Raw genomic sequence first — 21,049 nt, forward strand, 5'->3', positions numbered from 1 at the left:
TACGGAGTGAATGTATCCATGAGTCAAAACCTAGCAGTAGGCGTAGAGAGAAATGAAAGCAGTGGCAAAGAATACCTAGTCTTCATACTCGCTGAGCAAGAATACGGTATTGATATTCTAAAAGTACAAGAAATTCGCGGCTATGAGGCCCAAACAGTGACGCGCATTGCGAATGTACCGCCTTTTATTAAAGGGGTTACCAACTTACGCGGTGTTATTGTTCCTATTGTGGATTTACGCATTAAGTTTAATTTAAATGAAATCTCGTATGACCATCAAACCGTAGTGGTTATTTTAAACTTAGAGTCCCGAGTGGTGGGTGTGGTTGTGGATGGTGTTTCAGATGTTTTGATGTTGCAAAATAGTCAAATTAGTGATGCGCCGCAATTTGGCAGCTCTGTATTGTCTACTGAGTATCTAACGGGTATAGGCACTTTAGATGAGCGTATGTTGATCTTGGTTGATATAGAAAGATTAATGACTAGTGAAGAGATGGAATTAGTCGATAATGCCATTGAGATGTAAGGCTTCAAATAGCCTAGATAATTATACTTATGGAGCGCTAGAGTAAGTGCTAGCAGGTTTTATGACAAAGTCATCCGAATCCTTTGTTTATTCATTGCCGGGGGTACCGGCAATGACACCGCATGACTTTGATCGAGCAACACGCTTAATCAGAGCTCGTACAGGTATTGTGTTGGGTAACCACAAAGAAGATATGGTTGCGCGTAATCTGGGGCTCTATACTAAAAAGTTAGGCTTACAGCAGGTGAGTGAGTATTTAGATCACTTGGAATACAATAACGCCTCCTCGGAGTGGGAGCGTTTTATTAATATTTTCACCATTAACCACACCGCTTTTTTTAGAGAGCAGCACCATTTTGAAATATTGGCAGAGTTTGTCAAAGGTAGGCAGAAACCGATTTCAGTTTGGAGTAGTGCTTGCTCTACGGGTGAAGAAGCTTACTCCATCGCCATCACTCTAAAAGAAAGTATTGCTGTGCCTGAAAACGGCGTACAGGTTTTAGCTACCGATATTGATACAGTGGCTGTGGAGCGTGCACGTCAAGGGGTTTACACCCTAGACCGAGTGCAGCCAGTATTACCGCCCTTATTAAAAAAATATTTTTATAGAGGAACCGGTAGTTTTAATGGCATGGCCCGAGTCAAGCCCGGTTTACAAAACATGGTGGAGTTTGATGTGGTTAATCTTATTTCGGGTGAAGGTTGGCCGCGAGGGCGTACCTTTGATGCGATTTTTTGTCGAAACACGATGATTTATTTTGACAAGCCAACACAAATACAGCTATTAGAGCGTTTCGCCACAATGTTAAAGCCGGGCGGCTTACTTTTTGTGGGGCATTCCGAGAACTTCTCCCACATGACAACGGCCTTTAAGTTACAAGGTCAAACTGTCTATGAGCGTGTCTAAGTTAGCTTCGTTATTTATTAATTTTATATTGTTGTCATGAAGAAAATACGTGTTTTATGTGTGGATGATTCTGCCTTAGTCCGCAGTTTAATGGTGGAGATTATTAATAGCCATGTAGATATGGAAGTGGTAGCGGTAGCGCCTGATCCCATAGTGGCTCGAGATTTAATTAAAGAATATAATCCTGATGTACTTACCTTAGATGTAGAGATGCCGCGCATGGATGGCTTGGATTTTCTTGAGCGCCTTATGCGTTTACGCCCTATGCCGGTGGTGATGGTATCTTCTTTGACCGAACGCAACTCCGACATCACCTTACGTGCTTTAGAATTAGGGGCCGTGGATTTTGTCACTAAACCACGTTTAGGTTTACGTGATGGACTGATGGAGTATTCGGACTTAATTGCTGATAAAATACGAGCGGCAGCTATGTCTAGACCCCGCCGCCGTACAGCAGAGGCTACAAAAGTGGCCCCGAAGACCTTAACGCGCAGTTTTTCTACCACTGAAAAGTTAATTATGATTGGCGCCTCTACGGGTGGTACAGAAGCCATTAGGCAGGTGTTAGAGCCATTGCCATCAAACAGCCCTGCGATCATGATTACGCAGCATATGCCGGCTGGTTTCACCAGCTCTTTTGTGCAACGCCTGGATTCTCTATGTCAAGTGAAGGTGCATGAGGCTGTGCATGGCCAGCGTGTGATGCCAGGAAATGTGTATTTAGCCCCTGGGGGCATAGCACATATGAAATTAGCTCGTTCTGGCGCTAATTATGTGGTGGAGTTAGAAGACAGTGAGCCGGTAAACCGTCACAAGCCTTCAGTTGATGTGTTGTTTAACTCTGCTGCAGAACTCGCAGGACGAAACGCCGTAGGCGTATTATTAACAGGTATGGGTAAAGATGGTGCTCAAGGTATGCTCGCTATGAGAAATGCAGGCGCAGCAACTTTTGCCCAAGATGAGGCAAGTTGTGTGGTATTTGGTATGCCGCGTGAAGCCTTATTGATTGGAGCCACAGATGAAGCCGTACCATTATCAGAAATGAGTGAACGCATTCTCGCGAGTGTTGGATCTTACGGTCATCGTGTATAACAGCGTGATTCAACACCTATAAATTGTTCTTGGAGAGTATTTGAGTGGCCAATAAAAATTTAAAAATTTTAGTTGTAGATGATTTTCCTACTATGCGTCGTATTATCCGAAATCTATTAAAAGATTTAGGATACGAAAACGTCGATGAAGCAGAAGATGGTGCCATGGGCTTAGAGAAACTACGTAATGGCAGTTTTGATTTTGTGGTGTCTGACTGGAATATGCCCAATCTTGACGGCTTAGAAATGCTTAAACAAATTCGAGCTGATGACAGCTTAGCTAAGTTGCCTGTGCTGATGGTTACAGCAGAAGCTAAAAAAGAAAACATCATTGCTGCAGCGCAAGCTGGGGCCAGTGGATATGTGGTTAAACCCTTTACTGCCGCTACACTTGAAGAAAAATTAAACCAAATTTTTGAGAAAATGGGCTCTTAATTTTTAATCTGTTAAGGAGTTAAAAAGATGGATGCCTTCGATCAAACGGCAAAGGATAAACATAACGAACAGTCTTTAGATGTGGTGCAGCGCATTGCACGTCTAACGCGTATGTTACGTGAGAGTATGCGTGAATTAGGCCTGGATCACGCCATTAAAGACGCGGCTCAATCTATCCCAGATGCTCGTGATCGTTTGCGCTATGTAGGGAGAATGACAGAGCAAGCAGCAAACCGGGTTTTAAATGCCGCAGAGTTAGCACAGCCTTTACAAGAAGAAATGGCGGCTGATGCGCAATCATTACAGCAGCGTTGGAGCCATTTAGTAGCGCATGAGGAAAAGGCTATTGCAGCTACGCAGCAAGCGGAGCTTGTTGCAGACACTCGTCAGTTCTTACAAGATATCTCTAGCAAGACGCAACAAACACAAGATAGCCTCATGGAAATCATTATGGCCCAAGACTTCCAAGACTTAACCGGTCAAGTGGTACAGGGTATGCTGGGCGTAATTGGCACCCTAGAAACCGAGTTGGTTCAGGTGCTATTAGATAGTGTGCCAATAGAAAAACGTGAGGAAACAGAAACTTTACTCAATGGCCCAGCTATTGATAGCAGTGCAGATAATGTATTGACAGATCAAGACGAGGTGGATGATTTGTTATCTGGTCTTGGGTTCTAAGTTTATAAATGTCTGAAAGTGATGTAGAAAAAACGGAACCCGCCTCACCTCGGCGGCTTGAAAAAGCCAAAGAAGACGGTGAGGCGCCGCGGTCACGAGAGCTCAACACCTTTATGCTTTTAGCCTTAGGTGTGGCAACGCTATGGGGTATTAGTCAAGGTTTATATACAGCGCTTAAAGGTGTAATTCAACGCAGTATGTGGTTTGACCCCCCTTTAGCTAGAGACGATACCCTTATCGTAAACACTTTAATATTATCTGCTCAGCAAGCGTTTGCCGCCATGTTACCGCTTTATGTGGTGCTAGTGGCGGTGGCTATTTTCTCCTCTGTAGCTTTAGGAGGACTACTCATATCCGGTAAACCTTTACAACCAAAATTTGATAAGCTAAACCCGCTTAAAGGGATTAAGCGTATGTTTTCAGCACAAACATTGGTTGAGCTCTTAAAAGCTTTAGGCAAAGCGTTTTTAATTGGCACGGTATCTGTGCTGGTTATGTGGCATTATCGAGGCGAGATGATTGGTTTAATGTTTCTCTCGCCCACGGAAGCCATGGTCAAAGGGTTGGGTTTGGTGGCCCTATGCTGCGCTTTGATTATATCTAGTCTTTTGCTGATTGTGGCTATAGACGTACCTTGGCAGATTTATAGTCATCATAAAAAACTGCGCATGTCTAAGCAGGATTTAAAAGATGAACACAAACAAAGTGATGGTGATCCTCACGTTAAAGGGCGTATACGATCACAGCAACGCGCTATGGCGCAAGGGCGTATGATGTCTGCCGTGCCAGATGCCGATGTGGTCATCACTAACCCCACGCATTATGCAGTGGCATTAAGCTATGCCGAAGGTGTGGCATCAGCGCCCCAAGTGGTAGCTAAAGGTCAAGACTTAACGGCGCTGCGCATTAAAGATGTGGCGACTGAACATAGGGTACCGCTTTTTGAAGCACCCGCTTTAGCTAGAGCCTTAAATCATCATGTAGAAATTGGGCATGAAATACCAACTGAACTGTATGCAGCGGTAGCAGAGGTCTTAGCTTGGGTTTATCAATTACGTAATTGGGAACAAGGGCAAGGCACCATGCCTGAAACACCTACGCAGTTACCGGTTCCGGCTGAGATGGACCCGCAAGAAAAGATCGTAACAATGGGCAGACAGCATTAAGTATGAATAATTTTTTAGCGTTTTTACGATCATCAGGTGGAGATCAGGCCAAACTGTTAGTTGGGCCTGTGCTTATTTTGATGATCTTGTCCATGATGGTGTTGCCGCTGCCGCCATTTTTATTGGACTTACTCTTTACCTTTAATATCGCTGTTTCCATTATGGTGCTGTTGGTAGCGATGTTTACGCGTAAACCTCTGGATTTTGCGGCTTTTCCGTCAATATTACTGTTTTCCACCTTATTGCGCTTGGGCTTAAATGTGGCTTCCACACGAGTGGTACTGCTTAAAGGGCATGAGGGGCCAGATGCGGCAGGGCAGGTGATTGAAGCCTTTGGTCATTTTTTGATTGGTGGTAATTTTGCCGTTGGTTTAATTGTATTTTTCATTTTGATTATCATTAACTTTATGGTGATCACCAAGGGTGCTGGGCGTATTGCAGAGGTAGGAGCGCGTTTTACCCTTGATGCCATGCCCGGTAAGCAAATGGCCATTGATGCGGATTTAAACTCGGGCTTGATTGGTGAGGATGAAGCTCGTAGACGTCGTACCGAAGTGGCGCAAGAGGCTGACTTCTACGGCTCCATGGACGGTGCAAGTAAATTTGTACGCGGTGATGCGATTGCTGGCTTATTGATTATGGCCATTAACGTAATTGGCGGTTTAATCGTGGGGATGGGCCAGTACGGTTTGTCTTTTGGCGATGCAGGTCGTATATACACAGTGCTTACTATCGGTGATGGTTTAGTGGCTCAAATTCCTGCGCTGATTATTTCTACGGCAGCAGGGGTGGTGGTGTCACGTGTGGCGGTAGCAGATGATGACGTAGGCACCCAGATGGTAGGGCAGTTATTTGCTAACCCTAGTGTGATGTTTTTAAGTGCAGGTATTTTAGGTGCTATGGGGTTAATTCCTAACATGCCGCATGTGGCCTTTTTAACGCTAGCCGCTGCTATGGCTTCTATTGGTTGGTACGCTCTCAAGCGCCAACAAGATGAGATTCTCGCTGCCGAGCAGGCTCCTGAGGATTTAGTGATAGACCCCGCTGAGGCCGCGGCGGCTGAAGCCAGTTGGGATGACGTGACTTTGGTTGATCCTTTAGGTTTAGAGGTGGGGTATAGATTAATTTCTTTAGTTGATCATGCTCAAAGCGGTGAGCTACTGCACCGTATTCGCAGCTTACGTAAAAAATATGCTCAAGACATAGGATTTTTACCCCCCGTGGTACATATACGCGATAATCTTGAATTAAAGCCTAATAATTACCGTATTTTGCTGCATGGTGTAGAAGTGGGGCACGGTGCAGCCATGCCCAGCCAATGGTTAGCGATTGATCCGGGTGGCGTATCTATGAAACTACCCGGTGCCGCTACCACAGATCCAGCTTTTGGCTTGCCAGCATACTGGATTGATGTGAGTTTGCGTGAGCAAGCACAAATTGCCGGTTATACGGTGGTAGATGCTAGTACAGTCATTGCCACCCATTTAAATCATTTATTACACCGTTTTGGCTCACAATTGCTTGGCCGCCAAGAGGTACAACAGTTATTGGATCGAGTTTCCCGAGATTTACCACGTTTGGTAGAAGATTTGGTGCCTAAAGTGGTGAGTATAGGCATATTACATAATGTATTACGTGGTTTACTCGAAGAAGAAGTACCTATACGTGATATGCGCACTATCTTAGAGGCTTTAGCTGAGCAAGCGCCCCTAGTGCAGCAGCAAATTCAAGCCGGCACGCAGTTAAATGAAGGGGCGGAACTGTTAGCGCAGGTGCGTTTAGCCTTGGGTAGAGCGATTACTCAGCAATGGTTCCCGGGAGATAGTGAAATGCGCGTTATTAGTTTAGATGGCCGTTTAGAAAATGTACTCACACAGGCGTTGACCACCAGTGGTGCTTTAGAGCCCGGGTTGGCAGAAAGTTTATTAACTGAGGCCGCGCGGGCGGTTGAGCAACAGGAAGCGGTAGGCGATCCGGCAGTATTAGTAGTAAGTCCGGTGTTACGCCCCTCTTTATCACGCTTTTTACGTCAACAGCTGCCACAGTTGGGTGTGTTGTCTACCCAAGAAGTTCCTGAAGAGCGTATGATGCGTGTTACCGCTGTTATAGGTAGTTAATCCATGAGCATAAGTCGTTTTGTAGGTGCCACTAGCCGTGAGGCCATGCGTCAAGTGCGTATGGCCCTTGGGCCCGATGCCCTGATCATCTCAAATAAACGCATTAATGGGGGAGTAGAAATCTTAGCCACCGATTCTACCGATGAAGCGGCTGCCCATGCGATGGCGGCATCTAAAACCACTGTCGCGTCTAACCCAGCGGTATCATCCTCTACCACCAGCTCAGGCTCACGCCCGCCCATGACGCCTCCTCCGAGGCCGCCTTCTTCCACGCAAGAAGTGATGAGTGCCATTCAATCGCTCAAAGGCTCCTTAGAAGGGCGCATTGAAGAGGTGATGTGGAGCAATCAATTACGCGTCAATTCTGAGCTGTTGAGCCTATTTCAAAATCTTTTGGCCTATGGGTTTAGCATGGCCTTATTACGTGCCATGTTAAAGCGATTACCTGCTGGCTTGTCGTTACGCGCTGCTATGCAGTGGGTGCGTAAAGAGTTAGATACGCATTTACCGGTCTTAAAAAGTGAAGATCATCTATGGCAACCCGGTTTAGCTTTGGCATTAGTGGGCCCCACTGGCGTGGGTAAAACCACTACTATTGCTAAACTAGCTGCCCGCGCTGTGCGTAAGTTTAGTTCTGAAAATGTGGTTTTAGTGACTACAGACACGTATCGAATAGGTGCGCATGAGCAGTTAAAAATTTATGCAGACCTGCTGCACATCAAAATTCATGTGGTACAAAAGCCCCAAGAGCTACGCCAAGTTATTTTAGGCTTGCGAGCTGATCAAGTGATCTTAATTGATAACGTAGGAGTGAGTCAGCGCGATAAATACGTGCAAGATCAGTCCATGATGTTAGCCAGTGCCGGGCGTCGAATCCAGCGATTGTTAGTCGTCAATGCCGCCAGTCATGGTGACACCTTAGATGAGGTGGCTCGTATGTATCGCAAAGACGCGGGTACGTCTTTAACGGGCTGCATTATTAGTAAAGTGGATGAAGCCAGCCGTTTAGGGGCAGCTTTAGATATTGCCTTGCGCTATCAGCTGCCCATTCATTACGTGTCTGATGGTCAGCGCGTGCCTGAAGATTTGCGCTACCTCAATGCCAGTCAACTGGTCGATATGGCACTTTCCAAAAGTCCAAATAACCGCGCTTTGTTTGCACCCACTACCGCTGATTTAGCCGCATTGATTTCGGCTAATGAGGTGCAAGAGCAAGCAAAAACTAAAACACAAAACACAAGCAGTCATACGCAGATGCTGCAACAAATCATCGCGCTAAGTAATAGTTCAAACGAGGTCGTGGATTTAGACCAGTTACGCCATGTGGCGGGTTTAATTGATGAGGCCGCTTTTGCTTCAGCGGCTTTTGACTTGTGGCGTGATAGCAAGAAAAAGCATCAGTTGCCGGATTTACCTGAACGTGCGGCCACTCAGTTACGCGATAGTGTTTTAGAGGCGAATAGTGTTGCAGCAGGGCAGCCCGTAGTAGTGCATCACATTAAGCAACGTCTGAGTACTGAAAAAGCGCAGCTTTATGCCTCAGTAGTAGGTGCTGGAACGGGTGAACTCTTAGCTATGCCTTTATTGCAGCTAAAAGAGCAAAGCGCTTGGTATACCAATAGTGGTATTAATCAGCGTGTAGATATAGAGAAAAAAACCAAAGCTACCACTCATGGTGTTTCCGGTCGCTTTGAACTTGAGCATGCATTGCACTGGGTACAAGAAAAAAGCCCACCCAGTGCAGTAGTGCACTGGGTAGAAGAACATAACAATGAGCTGTGGCAGCAGTGGCAGTACAACAAAACCAATGTGATGGTTTTAGTCGCCCCCTCTACGCGCTGTTGGCATGTGGATGGTCATAGCACACCGGCTGCAATAGTTAAGCAGCTTAATTTTTACGCTCTTAATCATCATAAAATGTCACTGCCTTATCGTAGAGTGATGGATAAAATGTATGCAGAACAGCGTTTTTGGTATGCCCAAACCCCTATAGAGTTACGCGTACGTGGTGGGGAAGTAGTGCGCTTACAGCTCTATGCCTTACAGGTTTTAGATGCCAAAAATCTCACTGAGATTAAAACCCATTATGCATTTTGCTTAGTAGATAGCTTGCTGGAAACTAGCCCCGAACAAATGGCAAGGTGGTTTTTGCAGCACACAGAAGCTAAGCGCGTATTGCGTTTTGTAGGACGCGCTTATCACCATCAGGCTTTACAGAATTTTGTAAAGCAACAACGTTTAGATAGGGAGCTGGGGTTGGAGTTAGCAGCGTTATTTGGTGCTGCGGCGTGGGAATTAGAGCAAGAGACGGCGCTGGATGCAGTTAATACCTTGTTACTCGCTTTGTCAGGGGACGGCGCTTTACGTCAAACGCAAGTAACAGCTTCGTTGTTAAAATTATTTAATTTAAAAGACTTATTGCAACAACATTGAAACAAAAGTATTACAATGGGTTAACGTTTTTTAATACAGGTAAAAGCTAAGCGCGGTTAATACCACGGCGTACACTGGCTGCAGAGCGAGTAAGGCCTTTAGCGTCATAGACTTGCGAGCCTGAGCCTGCCGGGTTGGCTTCACTTAAGGCTTCTAAGGCCTCTACGCTGTATTTCAAATAAGTTTGAATTAATAGGCCGTTTTCATCGTTGAGTACTCGGGCTTTTTCAGCGGTATCAAGTAGATTTTGGATAGGTTCATGCAGCGTTTCGTATTGTGTTTGTGCGGCTAATAAACCGTCTCTACCTACAGGTAGCTGTAAGTTGCTTAGGGCATGATCGCGTTGCTCGGCAATTTGGCTCAGTTGCTCGGCATACTGATTTTTTAGCTCAGTTAAATCAAATAAGTCATCGTTACTGTAGCTGTCTAGAAGTAAAGCATGCTCTTTTTCTAATGAGAAGAGAAAATGCTCCATGAGCTCAAGTTCAGCTTGTAGTAGAGGACGTAAATCAGTAAACAGCATAAGAGATTACTTTAAAAGTTCGCGAGTGCTCGCAATGAGATTATCAGCAATACGATCCGTATTGATTTCCATGGTGCCATTAGCAATGGCTTCACGTAACGCTTGTACGCGGCTCATGTCTATATCGCCCGCACTCGATTGTACTTGCTGTAAATGGCGCGCGGTAGAGCTAAGCGCAACGGCGGAGCTGCTAGGTTTTGGATTACCCGACGTGCTTTGCTCTTGTGGGTTTTTCTGCTGCGAACGTTCGAGTTGAGGAAGGGTGTAAGTATTAGGAGTTATTTTCATGTGAGCCTCTGAGCTGAGTGTTTAGTTCTACATAACTCGGTTACGGCAAACCTAGATAATTCTTTAGGGCGGTAAAAAGAAACAGTTTGTTTGATGCAGATCAAAACACTTGTACTGTTTGTGCATCAAGTACCGTGCCACTAATGATTTTACCTGAACTAACACGTACTTGTATTTGGCTACCGGGTGCGCCGCTTTGTAAGGCGGTGCCTTCTCCAGAAGCGGTAAAGCCAGTGCCGTAAGCCACGGTGCGCACGGCTTGGCCACGCTCTATAGATTGTGGATCCCGTAGGGTATTAGCCCGAATGGTATTGCCTGATTTTACGCGTTGTTTTGTGATATAGCCCACGATAAGGCTAGGGTCAGTTATTACATTCGCGGGTAGACGTAGCAAATCGCCTTCACGCGGCACTAAATCGTCTAGGCTAATAGCATGCCCCACGTCTAAGGTACGGTTACTTACGTAATAGTAGCCGTTAATGGCTATCTCCGCCTTTACGCGTAAAGTCCAGGGCTCAGGCGCTTGGCAGCGCACAGAGACAGTCATCCTAGAGCGTAGCTTGGCGCCTGAGGGCAAATAGGGTTGTAATTGCTCACAAGCGGTTTGGTTACGGATACTGGGCTCGCTTACATGTATAGAGGCTGTGCCTGGATAAAGGCTGGCTTGGGCATGTAAAAACTCTTCTACTACACTAACAATTTGTGTTGGGTTTTGTAGGGATTGGGCTTGTAGCGGATTGTATAGAGATAGGCTACTTATCAAGCTTATTAGTAGTAATACGAAGAATCGTGGTTTTATCATAAGTCCCAGAATAAATAGTTAGGGAATGGTTAAGGTTTACTTGTTGTAATCGTAGTTTAACTTGAGATATCTCAGGTTACTATGACAGTAGTTTGGGGTAGAGTGTTTTACATAGGTATTAGTAAGCTTTACCAGTTCTTGTGAAGTGTAAAATTTGTTATTATGTTTTAACTATGATTGATCGACTAAACAACCATTTTGCTTTTCAGCAAACCGCCTTGGCCTTACGTCAAGAGCGTCAAGAGGTGCTAGCTGCAAATATTGCCAACGCTGACACCCCCAATTACAAGGCGCGTGACTTTGATTTCTCTAAAGCCTTAGAAAATGCCATGGGGGGTGGCACTAAGCCTACCGTAGGCCCTACCCACCTTACTCTCACCGCAGCCCGTCATATACCAGGGGTGGCTTTTCCTGCCCCAGACACCAAGCTGTTATATAGGCAGCCACTGCAACCTTCTTTAGATGGTAATACCGTAGATATGGATATAGAACGCATGGCTTTTGCTGAAAACACCATGCAGTATCAAACCGGTCTATCACTTATCTCTCAGCGCATTAAGGGCTTAACGGCTGCTTTACAGCAAGGTTAATAGTAATGAGTTATTCCATTTTTCAAATTGCGGGTTCTGCATTGACTGCGCAGTCTCAGCGCATGAACGTTAGTGCAAGTAATATCGCTAACGCCGATAGCGCTGCTGGCCCAGATGGTCAGCCGTATAAGGCGCGTCACGTTGTGTTTCAAGTGACTCCTTTAGCGAATCCAGCCGCACAAGCTGCAGGTATAGGTGGTGTGCGCGTGGCGTCAGTACAACAAGATAATTCGCCCGGTAAGTTGCAGTACGATCCCCATCACCCGTTGGCAAATGAAGCGGGCTATGTATTAATGCCAAATGTGGATGTGGTCGCTGAAACTGTCAATATGATATCGGCATCTCGTTCCTATCAGGCAAATGTTGAAGTGGTTAATACAACTAAAAATCTGATGATGCGTACGCTCAATATAGGTCAATAATTATGCCTACATCTATAAACAATAACGGCGTCAATCCCAATCCGGTTGGTGGCGCCTTAGCCTCTGCTCGTAATACTGATTTGTTGGGTGATACTCAAGATCGGTTTTTGACTATGCTTATCACACAGCTTAAAAACCAAGATCCCATGAATCCCATGGAAAATGAGCAAATCACCAGCCAGCTTGCGCAGCTCTCCACCGTGCAGGGTATACAACAGCTAAACGATACCTTACTGGCGCTCTCAGGGCAGATGGATATGTCTCAATCCATGCAAGCGGCGGGTCTTATTGGTAAAGATGTGTTGGTTCCCGGGTCTAAGATCGCTTTAGGTTCAGATTCCAGTAATCCAGAAATCAAAACAGCCACGCCCTTTGGTATTGATCTAATGGCTGCTGCTACCGATGTGAATGTCAAAATTATGGATGGTAGTGGGCGAGTGGTGCGTGATATGAAGGTAGAGGTCACTGAGCCCGGGGTGTATTCCTTGAACTGGGATGGTCGGGATAATAATGGCGTAGTGCTGCCTGATGGTGCGTACAGTGTGGAGGCTATGGCGAGTATTGGTGAGAATAACTCGCCTGTGGCCATAGAGGCTTTGCGCTCAGGAAAAGTGGATAGCGTGGCGTATACCACCCAAGGTTTACGTTTGAATTTAGGTCTAGCTGGTGATTATTCCTTGCTAGATATTCGCAAAATAATGTAATAGATTTTTGAATTTGGTTGAGAGAGGTTAATTATGGGTTTCGGACAAGGTTTAAGCGGCCTTCGGGCAGCTTCAGAGAATTTAGATGTGATTGGCAATAACATCTCAAACTCTAAGACGGTAGGTTTTAAGGCGTCTACTATTGCTTTTGCTGACGTATATGCGAATTCGCGTGTGGGTTTAGGGGTACAGGTAGCGGAGATCAATCAGCGTTTCACTACGGGTAATATTAGTACTACGGGTAATCAGTTTGATATGGCCATTGATGGCGCCACGGGTTTGTTTCGTTTAACGGATCAAACAGGTGCCGTTATGTATTCGCGTAATGGTCAGTTCCATGCGGATAAGGATTTTAATATTGTGAATGCCCAGGGGCAGCGGTTGACGGGTTATAAGGCTGATAATGAGGGTAATATCACTAATGAGCTTGTTGAAGTTAAGGTGCCAGTGGGTAACATTGCGCCTCAGGCTACAACTGAAGCAACTGTAAAAGCTAACTTTGATTCGCGTAAATCGGTTATTACAGATGCAACGGCTACAAACGTGACAGAGACAGATAAGCACACACACTCTTTACCTATGACGGTTTATGACTCATTAGGCAATTCACACCAAGTAACGCAGTATTTTGTGAAAACTGCAGCTACAGCTACAGAGAGCACATGGAAAGTTTTTAATAAGTTTGATAATAGAGATCCAGTGGAAGGAGCAACACTGACATTTGATCAGAGCGGAACCTTGATAACCCCTACGGATCCTGTTGATTATGATGTTACAGGCATAGGTGCTGCAGATACGAGTGTAACGCCTAATATTCCAGCTAGCTCTCCTGCTGCAGACTTAAAAATAAAGATAAATTACGCTGGCTCCACTCAGTTCGGTGGTGATTTCTCACCTAAGTTTACCCAAAACGGTTACACCACGGGTGATTACAGCAGCATGTCTATTGCCAGTAATGGCGACATTGTAGCTAACTACACCAATGGCGAAACGAAAATAATGGGCGCGATTGCCCTTGCTAACTTTAACAACCTCAATGGTTTACAGCCCATAGGTGGTAATGCGTGGATAGAAACGGCGGCTTCGGGGCAGCCTGTGTTGGGGCAGCCGGGCACAAACGGTCTAGCTACCCTTAAAGGCCAATCCGTAGAAGAATCCAACGTAGACATGAGTGAAGAACTGGTGAATATGATCATCGCGCAACGTACCTATCAAGCCAACGCGCAGACCATTAAAACGCAAGACCAGATCCTACAAACCCTCATCACATTACGTTAATTCGTTACAGGTAAGCCGCTATGGATCGCATTATTTACACCGCCATGAACGGCGCTCAGCAGCTGCTCCAGCAGCAGTCTGCCGTGGCAAACAACTTGGCAAACGTCAACACCACAGGCTTCAGAGAGCAGCTGGCGATACAGCGCGCTGTGCCCATGCAGGGCGGGGCGCTGTTTCCTACGCGGGTATCTACCGTAGAAGTCACGCCGGGCACTAGCCATAAAGAAGGACCGCTTGCTGAGACAGGTAATCCTTTAGATGTGGCGATTGATGGTAGAGGTTGGTTTGCCGTAGAAACGCCGGGGGGCGAGGCCTATACGCGCGCCGGTGATTTCAGCATCAATGCAGATAATATGCTGGTGACCAAACAAGGTTATCCAGTGCTCTCGGTAGAAGGCGGGCCTATAGAGCTGCCCGATCGCGGTGCGGTCACCTTTTCTACCGATGGCCAGATATCAGTCATTGGCGCCGGTGATAACCCGCGTGATATTCAAAACGTGGGCCAGTTGCGTTTGGTTAACCCAGATGAAAATGTCTTGCAGCGTGGCGATGACGGTTGGTATCGCTTAGCAGAGGGTGCAGTGGCGCTACCTGATCCCACCATTAATATTGCTCCAGGTTTTGTAGAAAAAAGTAATGTGAATGCCGCAGAAGCCATGGTCGCCATGATCAATAACTCGCGTCATTTTGAAATGCAGATGAAAGTCATCACCGATGCCAGTTCGCGTGAAGAAAAGGCCAACAGCATTCTGGCTACTAACAGTTAATACTAAAGGTTTTATATGATTCGCTCGCTTTGGATTGCTAAAACAGGCCTAGAAGCCCAGCAAACAAACTTAGACGTCATCTCCAATAACTTGGCTAACGTGAACACCGCGGGTTTCAAACGTAGCCGCCCTGTTTTTGAAGATTTAATGTATCAAACCATCCGCCAGCCTGGTGCTCAGGTGGGTGATGCAAACCAGCTGCCCACCGGCTTACAGCTAGGTACCGGTGTGCGCACAGCAGCCACCGAGCGTATTCATAGCCAAGGCGCCTTAAATAACACCGGTAACTCCTTAGATGTGGCTATTCAAGGACGTGGGTATTTTGAGGTGGAAATGCCAGATGGCACCTTGGCCTACACGCGCAACGGTCAGCTGCAGTTAGACCAAAACGGCCAACTAGTAACTGCCGGCGGTTACCCTTTACAGCCCCCCATTAATATCCCTGAGAACGCCCTACAGATTGAAGTGGCCCGTGACGGTACGGTATCGGTCACACAGCCTGGGGCAGTGGGAGAAAGTATTGAAGTAGGGCAGTTGCAATTAGCCACTTTTGTAAACACCAGTGGCTTACAAAGCATGGGTGAAAACCTTTATGTGGAAACCGACTCTTCAGGCCCCGCAAACTTACTGCAGCCTAGCATGGACGGGGCCGGCTTAATTCTCCAAGAATACACTGAAACCTCTAATGTGAATGTGGCCGAAGAGTTAGTGAATATGATTACTGCCCAACGTGCCTATGAGATGAACAGCAAAGCCGTACAAACCTCTGATCAGATGCTGGGTCGTCTAACGCAGATCTAAGATAAAGGCATAAATAGTTATGTGGTCTAGTTTGTATAGAATCATTGCGCTAGCTATGGTGAGTTTTTTGGGGGCATGCGCCATGGTGCCTCCTGAGCCGGTAGTGGTAGGCCCTTTAACCGCCCCTCCGCCGGCACCCATGCCACCACAGGCGGTGGCCAATGGGGCCATTTATCAGCCTACGGCTTATGGTAATTATCCGTTGTTTGAAGACCGCAGACCACGTAACGTGGGTGATATTGTCACCATTATGATTCAAGAGAAAACCAACGCCGCCAAAAACGTCTCTACCGATACCAATCGTAGTGGTGAGGCGGGCATGGATATTGGTTTAGCGCCCTCTATTTTGCCCGGTGAGTTTGGCTCTAGACAAAACTTTGGTGCCACAGGGAATAATTCTTCGCAGGGCACCGGTAGCAGTCGCGCTGATAATATGTTCTCCGGCACGTTAACCACCACCGTAATAGGGGTGATGCCCAACGGTAATTTACAGGTAGCAGGTGAAAAACAAATCGCCATTAACCGGGGCAGTGAGTACATTCGCTTTTCGGGTGTGGTAGACCCACGTTCTATCACTGGCTCAGGCACTGTAGCGTCTACGCAGGTAGCCGATGCGCGTATTGAGTACCGTAGCCGTGGAGTGATGGATGAAGTGCAAACCATGGGGTGGCTACAGCGCTTTTTCCTTAATGTGGCTCCTTTTTAGTGTAAATAATTAAATTATTAAATAGTTAATGATGAAAAATAACCGCATCGCTAGTACTGCTGGCGCTTTTTTTAAGGCTGCTGCTATTTCTTTGCTACTACTTGCCGCACCGCTGGCACAGGCTGAACGCATCAAAGATTTAGCCTCCATCCAAGGCGTGCGTGAAAATCAACTATTGGGTTACGGCTTGGTAGTGGGTTTAGACGGTAGTGGTGATCAAGTACGTCAAGCGCCTTTTACCCAACAAAGCTTGACCAATATGCTGTCACAGTTGGGCATTACGATTCCCCAAGGTAGTAATATGCAGTTAAAAAACGTGGCAGCGGTGATGGTGACTGCGCGTTTACCGGCGTTCGCGCGTCCAGGTCAGAGTTTAGATGTGGTGGTGTCTTCGTTGGGGAATGCTAAAAGTTTACGAGGCGGAACGTTATTGATGACTCCTCTTAAAGGAGCGAATGGGCAGGTGTACGCTATGGCCCAAGGTAACCTCTTAGTGGGTGGGGCTGGAGCGGAATCGGGAGGCTCCAGTGTGCAGGTTAATCAGCTAAATGGGGGGACTATTCCACGTGGTGCCATTGTAGAGCAAGGTGTGCCTACCACCTATATTTATGATGGCGCGCTGACTTTAGAGCTAAATAGTACTGACTTTGGTACGGCACAAAATATGGCGGCTGCTATTAATCAACGTTTTGGCACCGGCACTGCCATAGTAGAAGACGGACGAGTAATTCGAGTTAATACACCTATGGATCAAGCCGCACAGGCTGCATTTCTTTCACAAGTGGAAAACTTACAAGTTAAGGTGCCACCGGCACGCGCTAGAGTGGTGATTAATGCGCGTACGGGTTCTGTGGTGATGAATCGCACAGTGACTATTGATGAAGCGGCTATTGCTTACGGTAATTTATCGGTCACTATTAGCAAAGATGCCGATGTGAACCAGCCCGATACGCCCTTTGCCGGGGGCCAAACCGTGGTTACTGATCGCACCGATATTGAGCTACGCAGTGAAGGGGGTAGCTTACAACGTGTGTCTACTAGTGCAAATTTAGCTGATGTGGTGCGTGCTTTGAACTCCTTAGGTGCCACCCCTCAGGATTTGCTGTCTATTTTACAAAACCTAAAAAGTGCAGGCGCATTACGTGCCGATTTAGAAGTGATTTAAAAGGTGACTTATGCCTACGCATTTTTATCCCCGTCCTGGCGTTAGTCAGCCCGTATCTATTTTTGACTCCTCCCAGCTAGCTACCTTACGTAAAGGTGTAACGGGTGATCAGGCGAATAATCCTGAGGCGCAACGCGAAGTAGCCCAGCAATTTGAAGCCTTATTTATTCAACAGTTACTAAAAAAAGCACGAGAAATGGCGAGCGGTAATGGCTTATTTGATAGCGATGCCGTGCGTATGACGCAAAGTATTGCTGATGAGCAAATGGCATTGAATTTGTCCAAACCTGGTTTTGGTTTAGCGGATGCCCTCATGGCGCAAATGCAGCAGTCGCAAGGGCTACCTTCGCAAAAAAATATGAATGTAGACAGCACACGCGTAGCGCATTTGCGTTCTGGCGTGGGGCCCGAGGCGCGTATTATAGATGCGTCTTCTTTAACCGCATTAATTAAAAAACTTAGCGGCTCAGGGGTTATAGATAGAGTGGCCAACGCAGTGCGTGGTGCGCCGCAGCATATTTCTGAGTTTGTAAATAAAATGCGTGATGCGGTGCAGGTGGCATCAGAAGAAACCGGTGTGCCGGCCAAGCTTATTATGAGCCAAGCGGCGTTGGAATCGGGCTGGGGTAAGCGTGAAATCCTCTTAGATAATGGCCAAACCAGTCATAACTTATTTGGTATTAAAGCCACTGGTGGCTGGAAAGGTAAGGTCACTCATATTATGACCTCCGAGTTTGTGGATGGGAGAATGGTGAAAATGAAGCAGCCCTTTAGGGCCTATGACTCGTATGCTGATTCTCTCACTGATTACGCCCGTCTCATAAGTACTAGCCCACGCTATGAGTCGGTGCTACGAGCCTCCACAGCAGAAGAAGCCGCACGCCGCGTACAAGAGGCGGGTTATGCCACCGATCCTAACTACGCCGATAAGCTGATATCCATTATGGCTTATTTCGATCCCGGTGCCTTGCCCTAAAAAAACTAAAGAATCTCAGCAATGTGTCGTTAAAGTACAGACACAATTGATTAGAAAATAAACGGAACACATCATGAATTTATATGGCCTTGGATTATCGGCATTAAATAATGCGCAAAACAACCTAACAACCACAGGGCATAACATCAGTAACGCAGACGTAGAAGGTTACAATCGCCAAACGGTGTTGTCCGAAACCCGCGGTGCTAAAGCCACCGGTGCGGGCTATATTGGGCGTGGTGTGCAGGCCGTTACCGTGCAGCGGGCTTATGATAGTTTTTTGCATAATCAATTGGTGCAATCCCAAAGTAAAGGCGAGGCTTTGGTGACGTATGGTAATGAAATTAAGCAATTAAACGATTTATTTGCTGACCGCACCGTAGGGATTAGTCCTGCCATTCAAAAATTTTTTGATAGTGTGAATGCGGTGGCGTCTACGCCGGCAGATCCGGCTGCGCGCCAAGAGATGATTGGCCGTGCAGATAGTTTGGCCACGCAGATTAATGAGGCAAATCGCTTCATTGATAATCAGCGCAGCGATATTAATACGCAGTTAGACACAGTGGTGTCTCAAGTTAATAGCTACATTGAACGTATTGACGACATGAACCAACAAATCACTAAAGCACGAGCTTCCGGCACGGGTAATCACGCGCCTAATGATTTACTTGATCAGCGTGATCAGCTGGTGAGTGAGCTGAATCAGTTGGTTGATGTAAAGGTCTTAGAGCAAGACGGTAATTTTAGTATTACGCTAGGTTCGGGACAGGTGCTATTAGGCGGCCCTACCATCTATCCTTTAGCCTCAAGACCCTCAAACGATGACCCCACCCGTAACGTCATTAATGTGACTACGGGCTTCAATAATGGTGAACCCATTTATAACGAAGTATCCGATCTTTCCTTTAAGGGTGGTAAGTTAGGCGGTTTATTGCAATACCGTTCTGATACCTTAGATCAAGCGCAAAACTCCTTAGGGCGTTTGGCTGCAAGTATCGCTTCGGAATTTAATGCCGTGCATAAAGAGGGTTATGATTTAGCCGGCAATGAGGGCAAAGATTTCTTTTCCTTTGCGCTTGATAACCCCATTGCCGCGAGTTCAAACCAAGGGAGTGCGGAGTTTCAAGTTACCTTAAATGATGCCAACCACTTAACAGGAGGTGAGTATGAAATTCGTGCTAAATCGCCTGATAGTTTTGAAATTCGCACTCTCCCAAATGGTGGCTTTAATGACTTTACGCCAGGTGATAGCATTGGTGGCGTTACTGTTTCTGTGCCCGTGGGTGCTGCGGTTGCAGGCGATACATGGCGGCTAGCCCCCACCCGCAATACAGCAGGCAGTTTTAGTGTAGAAATAACAGATCCTGCTAAGATTGCGGCGGCAGGGGGTGAGAATGGGGTGTCGCTGGGTACCGCTAACGGTGATAACGCCTTGAAACTAGCTCAGCTACAAACGAGCAAAACTATGGGTAATGGCAGTTTGAACTTTAACGATGGTTATTCACAAATTGTGAACCGCGTAGCCGTTAATTCGCAGCAAAACAGCACTGCTGCTAAAGCACAAGTGAACCTGATTCAACAAAACTATGCGGCTCAACAATCCGTATCTGGTGTAGACCTAAACGAAGAGTATTTGAACTTAGAGCGTTATACCGATCAGTTCCGTGCGGCCTCCCGAATGATTGATGTGGCTTCTTCCATTTTTGACACCATACTAGGCCTACGCGCTTAAATAATAAGGAATTAAAAATTATGATGCGAATTAGTACCGCCTTTTATTTCCAAACTGGGCTTAACTCGTTAAATAGACAGCAGGGCGATTTAGTCCATGTATTTCAACAGTTGGGTAGTGGCAAGCGTATGATTACGGCAGCGGATGATCCACTGGCTGCCGCCCAAGCCCTACGTCTTGGGCAATCTCAATCTATGAATGCGCGTTTTTCTGAAAACCGTGAAGTGGCCATGCGTGCTTTGGGTGAAGAAGAAAATGCATTGATGTCATTAATTCCGCAGGTTAATGAAGTCAAAACACGCCTCATAGAAGTTTCTAACGGCACCTTATCATCAGAAGATCGTAAAACCATTGCAAATGTTTTAACCGAAATGAAAGAGTCCATTCAAGGACTGATGAACGCACAAGATGGGAATGGTCAATATTTGTTTAGCGGCTCTGTTGGCGACGAACCACCCTTTGTAGTAGAAGGGGGGAAGTATACATATAAAGGCAATGAGCAGCCACGAAATATCCAGGCTGATCAAACCCGCCAAATTGATAGCGCCGATAATGGTCAAAAGCTATTTGGCGGTGATGATAATATTCTCAATGTAATGCAGAATGTCATCACTGCTCTAAACAGTGATGACCCCGCCACCGATTATCAGGAAGTGGTTAATGATGGCATGCGAGCAGTTGACACAACCTATAACCAAATTCTCACGGTACGCGCTTCTGTAGGGGCACGTATGAATGAAATCGAAGCCATAGAAGATTCAGGACAAATGCAAAAATTGCATTTAACCTCTGAAATTTCTCGATTAGAAGACTTAGATTTTTATAGCGCGGCCTCGCAGTTAGAATTACGCCGTGCCGGCTTAGAAGCGGCTTCCATTGCCTTTCAGAAAATTCAAGCTACTAGCTTATTTGCCATGAATTCACGCTAATTAATTGATAATTA

22 protein-coding genes are annotated in these 21,049 nt (G+C 46.3%); 19 read left to right on the forward strand and 3 right to left on the reverse strand.

Annotated features, from left to right (window positions below):
- Nucleotides 1-18: 18 nt before the first annotated feature.
- The 8 genes from AC2UZJ_RS07965 to flhF all read left to right on the forward strand — a co-directional run bounded on the left by AC2UZJ_RS07965 (nucleotide 19) and on the right by flhF (nucleotide 9,352).
- Nucleotides 19-525 carry a chemotaxis protein CheW gene (locus AC2UZJ_RS07965; protein WP_486949614.1) on the forward strand — a complete coding sequence of 169 codons (507 nt, stop codon included), beginning with the start codon at nucleotides 19-21 and terminating at the stop codon, nucleotides 523-525.
- Nucleotides 526-586: 61 nt separating this feature from the next.
- A complete protein-coding gene (locus AC2UZJ_RS07970; protein ID WP_486949615.1) occupies nucleotides 587-1,432 on the forward strand; it encodes a CheR family methyltransferase in 846 nt (281 codons plus the stop codon).
- 36 nt (nucleotides 1,433-1,468) lie between these two features.
- A complete protein-coding gene (locus AC2UZJ_RS07975; RefSeq protein ID WP_486949616.1) occupies nucleotides 1,469-2,524 on the forward strand; it encodes a protein-glutamate methylesterase/protein-glutamine glutaminase in 1,056 nt (351 codons plus the stop codon).
- A gap of 44 nt (nucleotides 2,525-2,568) precedes the next feature.
- Nucleotides 2,569-2,958 carry a chemotaxis response regulator CheY gene (cheY, locus tag AC2UZJ_RS07980; protein WP_486949617.1) on the forward strand — a complete coding sequence of 130 codons (390 nt, stop codon included), beginning with the start codon at nucleotides 2,569-2,571 and terminating at the stop codon, nucleotides 2,956-2,958.
- Nucleotides 2,959-2,985: 27 nt separating this feature from the next.
- Nucleotides 2,986-3,636, forward strand: a complete 651-nt coding sequence (gene cheZ / locus AC2UZJ_RS07985; protein ID WP_486949618.1) for a protein phosphatase CheZ — start codon at nucleotides 2,986-2,988, stop codon at nucleotides 3,634-3,636.
- Nucleotides 3,637-3,644: 8 nt separating this feature from the next.
- Complete coding sequence (gene flhB, locus AC2UZJ_RS07990; protein ID WP_486949619.1) at nucleotides 3,645-4,802, forward strand: flagellar biosynthesis protein FlhB; 1,158 nt, start codon at nucleotides 3,645-3,647, stop codon at nucleotides 4,800-4,802.
- Between the two features lie 2 nt (nucleotides 4,803-4,804).
- Nucleotides 4,805-6,919 carry a flagellar biosynthesis protein FlhA gene (gene flhA, locus AC2UZJ_RS07995; protein WP_486949620.1) on the forward strand — a complete coding sequence of 705 codons (2,115 nt, stop codon included), beginning with the start codon at nucleotides 4,805-4,807 and terminating at the stop codon, nucleotides 6,917-6,919.
- Nucleotides 6,920-6,922: 3 nt separating this feature from the next.
- Entirely contained in the window at nucleotides 6,923-9,352 is a 2,430-nt protein-coding gene (gene flhF / locus AC2UZJ_RS08000) for a flagellar biosynthesis GTPase FlhF (RefSeq protein WP_486949621.1), read from the forward strand.
- A gap of 46 nt (nucleotides 9,353-9,398) precedes the next feature.
- On the opposite strand, the gene AC2UZJ_RS08005 is transcribed toward flhF, so the two are convergent.
- From AC2UZJ_RS08005 to flgA, 3 genes are all read right to left on the reverse strand, one after another.
- Entirely contained in the window at nucleotides 9,399-9,875 is a 477-nt protein-coding gene (locus AC2UZJ_RS08005) for a flagella synthesis protein FlgN (protein ID WP_486949622.1), read from the reverse strand.
- Between the two features lie 6 nt (nucleotides 9,876-9,881).
- A complete protein-coding gene (gene flgM, locus AC2UZJ_RS08010; RefSeq protein ID WP_486949623.1) occupies nucleotides 9,882-10,163 on the reverse strand; it encodes a flagellar biosynthesis anti-sigma factor FlgM in 282 nt (93 codons plus the stop codon).
- A 100-nt stretch (nucleotides 10,164-10,263) separates the two neighbouring features.
- Nucleotides 10,264-10,965, reverse strand: coding sequence for a flagellar basal body P-ring formation chaperone FlgA (gene flgA / locus AC2UZJ_RS08015; RefSeq protein WP_486949624.1), 702 nt, complete (start codon nucleotides 10,963-10,965; stop codon nucleotides 10,264-10,266).
- 173 nt (nucleotides 10,966-11,138) lie between these two features.
- On the opposite strand from flgA, the gene flgB reads away from it, so the two are divergent.
- The 11 genes from flgB to flgL all read left to right on the forward strand — a co-directional run bounded on the left by flgB (nucleotide 11,139) and on the right by flgL (nucleotide 21,035).
- A complete protein-coding gene (gene flgB, locus AC2UZJ_RS08020; protein ID WP_486949625.1) occupies nucleotides 11,139-11,555 on the forward strand; it encodes a flagellar basal body rod protein FlgB in 417 nt (138 codons plus the stop codon).
- 5 nt (nucleotides 11,556-11,560) lie between these two features.
- Nucleotides 11,561-11,977, forward strand: a complete 417-nt coding sequence (flgC, locus tag AC2UZJ_RS08025; protein ID WP_486949626.1) for a flagellar basal body rod protein FlgC — start codon at nucleotides 11,561-11,563, stop codon at nucleotides 11,975-11,977.
- 2 nt (nucleotides 11,978-11,979) lie between these two features.
- A complete protein-coding gene (locus AC2UZJ_RS08030) occupies nucleotides 11,980-12,681 on the forward strand; it encodes a flagellar hook capping FlgD N-terminal domain-containing protein (RefSeq protein ID WP_486949627.1) in 702 nt (233 codons plus the stop codon).
- 33 nt (nucleotides 12,682-12,714) lie between these two features.
- Nucleotides 12,715-13,959: a flagellar hook protein FlgE gene (gene flgE, locus AC2UZJ_RS08035; protein WP_486949628.1), complete on the forward strand. Its 1,245-nt coding sequence runs from the start codon at nucleotides 12,715-12,717 to the stop codon at nucleotides 13,957-13,959.
- Nucleotides 13,960-13,979: 20 nt separating this feature from the next.
- Nucleotides 13,980-14,726, forward strand: a complete 747-nt coding sequence (flgF, locus tag AC2UZJ_RS08040) for a flagellar basal-body rod protein FlgF (protein WP_486949629.1) — start codon at nucleotides 13,980-13,982, stop codon at nucleotides 14,724-14,726.
- 15 nt (nucleotides 14,727-14,741) lie between these two features.
- Entirely contained in the window at nucleotides 14,742-15,527 is a 786-nt protein-coding gene (gene flgG / locus AC2UZJ_RS08045; protein ID WP_486949630.1) for a flagellar basal-body rod protein FlgG, read from the forward strand.
- 19 nt (nucleotides 15,528-15,546) lie between these two features.
- Nucleotides 15,547-16,233 carry a flagellar basal body L-ring protein FlgH gene (locus AC2UZJ_RS08050; protein WP_486949631.1) on the forward strand — a complete coding sequence of 229 codons (687 nt, stop codon included), beginning with the start codon at nucleotides 15,547-15,549 and terminating at the stop codon, nucleotides 16,231-16,233.
- 31 nt (nucleotides 16,234-16,264) lie between these two features.
- Nucleotides 16,265-17,398, forward strand: coding sequence for a flagellar basal body P-ring protein FlgI (locus AC2UZJ_RS08055; RefSeq protein ID WP_486949783.1), 1,134 nt, complete (start codon nucleotides 16,265-16,267; stop codon nucleotides 17,396-17,398).
- Between the two features lie 10 nt (nucleotides 17,399-17,408).
- Complete coding sequence (flgJ, locus tag AC2UZJ_RS08060) at nucleotides 17,409-18,374, forward strand: flagellar assembly peptidoglycan hydrolase FlgJ (RefSeq protein ID WP_486949632.1); 966 nt, start codon at nucleotides 17,409-17,411, stop codon at nucleotides 18,372-18,374.
- A 73-nt stretch (nucleotides 18,375-18,447) separates the two neighbouring features.
- On the forward strand, nucleotides 18,448-20,106 hold the full coding sequence (gene flgK, locus AC2UZJ_RS08065) for a flagellar hook-associated protein FlgK (protein WP_486949633.1): 1,659 nt from the start codon (nucleotides 18,448-18,450) through the stop codon (nucleotides 20,104-20,106).
- Between the two features lie 20 nt (nucleotides 20,107-20,126).
- Nucleotides 20,127-21,035 carry a flagellar hook-associated protein FlgL gene (flgL, locus tag AC2UZJ_RS08070; RefSeq protein ID WP_486949634.1) on the forward strand — a complete coding sequence of 303 codons (909 nt, stop codon included), beginning with the start codon at nucleotides 20,127-20,129 and terminating at the stop codon, nucleotides 21,033-21,035.
- The last annotated feature ends 14 nt before the right edge of the window (nucleotides 21,036-21,049 follow it).

This window comes from Paenalcaligenes sp. DL 309 (assembly GCF_057475285.1).